Annotated in this window: 3 protein-coding genes; all 3 read right to left on the reverse strand. The window is 41.7% G+C overall.

The genetic code is table 11. The features are described 5' to 3' along the window. The coding region (locus AC23NW_RS36120) for a transposase (protein WP_487455563.1) at nucleotides 1-409 on the reverse strand (409 nt) is incomplete at its 3' end. After that, a complete protein-coding gene (locus AC23NW_RS36125; protein WP_487455567.1) occupies nucleotides 303-743 on the reverse strand; it encodes a transposase in 441 nt (146 codons plus the stop codon). The genes AC23NW_RS36120 and AC23NW_RS36125, both read right to left, overlap by 107 nt. Nucleotides 744-771: 28 nt before the next feature. After that, the gene (locus tag AC23NW_RS36130; RefSeq protein WP_487455565.1) at nucleotides 772-1,140 is read right to left on the reverse strand and encodes an IS110 family transposase; all 369 of its coding nucleotides are present in this window, start codon (nucleotides 1,138-1,140) and stop codon (nucleotides 772-774) included. Between the last annotated feature and the right edge of the window lie 195 nt (nucleotides 1,141-1,335).

Raw genomic sequence — 1,335 nt, forward strand, 5'->3', positions numbered from 1 at the left:
AAAAAGTACAGTTATTGACTCGGATTTCCCAAGCTTGAATTAGCCCAAAAGCTGTCCAACTAATTGGGAACACCATACTATAGTAGGTAGGCTCATAAGCTGTGTCATTTTTCCAAAGAGCGAAACACAAGGTCAATAACTTTTTTTGCACGGCTACATAGCCTTTCATCTTGATGTGAGTACGGCTGAAAACTCGCTCAAATAAAGCTTGACAGGAGGGCTCGCCAAACCGAACCGCATTGAAAGCGGGTAAGTGTAAGATTCGTCTAATTCGGCTGTTGCCTTTTTTAGAGATTTTCGTTTTACCTGCTCGGTTTCCTGAGCGCACGGGCGCCCCCGTGATTCTCAATGACGTCGTATCCGGCGAAGCTGACAAGCTGGCGGACATTATCAAAACCAGTAAAGCCATTGGTTTCAGCCACTAGAGTTGCTACTGAAAGTAGGCCTAAGCCTTTAATTTTACATAATTGGTCTATTTTAGCCTTTAACGAAACATCTTTCTCAAGCAATTTGGCTATTTGCTTGATGAGTTGTTCAAGTTGCTGATCATACAGTTTGATAAGTTTATCCAGTTGCTTCAAAATAAATGTATCTACTGTTTGACTATGTAAAATCGAGTGTTTTTGATTTTCCGATTGGTTCTTTAACTCCTGTAAACGTTGATATTGACGAGTTAGCATTCGTAATGAATAGATGTTTTTGGAAAGAGGCTGCCATAGCGGAAGGTTCTGCTCCAGCCCCATTTGAGCTAATCCCCGGGCATCTATTTTATCATTCTTTGACAGCGCCGGCTGCCCGGTTATTGCCAATACTTTTCAAGTAGTGCTTTGCCTTATTAGGCAGCACTACACTGACAGCCAAATCCTGCTGAAAAAGATACCAGGCCAGTTGTTCGTGATAAACACCTGTGGACTCCATCAGGTACCGCACAGGAATTGTTTTGTCTTGGCAGTGTTTGCTTACCCAAGTCAGCAGACTGGCAAAGGCGGTAGCTTTGTTGCTAACCTTAGTACTTCCTTTAACCGTCACTTTTCCCGTGTTGTCAATCACCGACAGACAGACTTGTAAGGTATCTTTACTGACATCAATACCTAGACAATAACGCAATAATGTTGTTGGTTGGGTGGTCTTCTGGTTCATAATCAGGTAGTTTTATTTCTTGTTCATGTCTGACCGCTTTTCTCGAATTTTGCACATACATGCAGGATTGTAACGAATAGTTACATCCAAAGGTACTGTTCAAGTTATAGAGAAAAACGAGGTTCTTCTTACAAATAGCCGGAAAACGGCGTTAGTAAACTATGTATTTAGTTTTGGCTTTCTCAAAGGCCGTAA

The organism is Arsenicibacter sp. R0_47, from assembly GCF_057652235.1.

Coding starts and splice junctions, on each gene's coding strand:
- AC23NW_RS36125 (WP_487455567.1), bottom strand. CDS start 743: ATGGGGCTGGAGCAGAACCTTCCGCTATGGCAGCCTCTTTCCAAAAAC.
- AC23NW_RS36130 (WP_487455565.1), bottom strand. CDS start 1,140: ATGAACCAGAAGACCACCCAACCAACAACATTATTGCGTTATTGTCTA.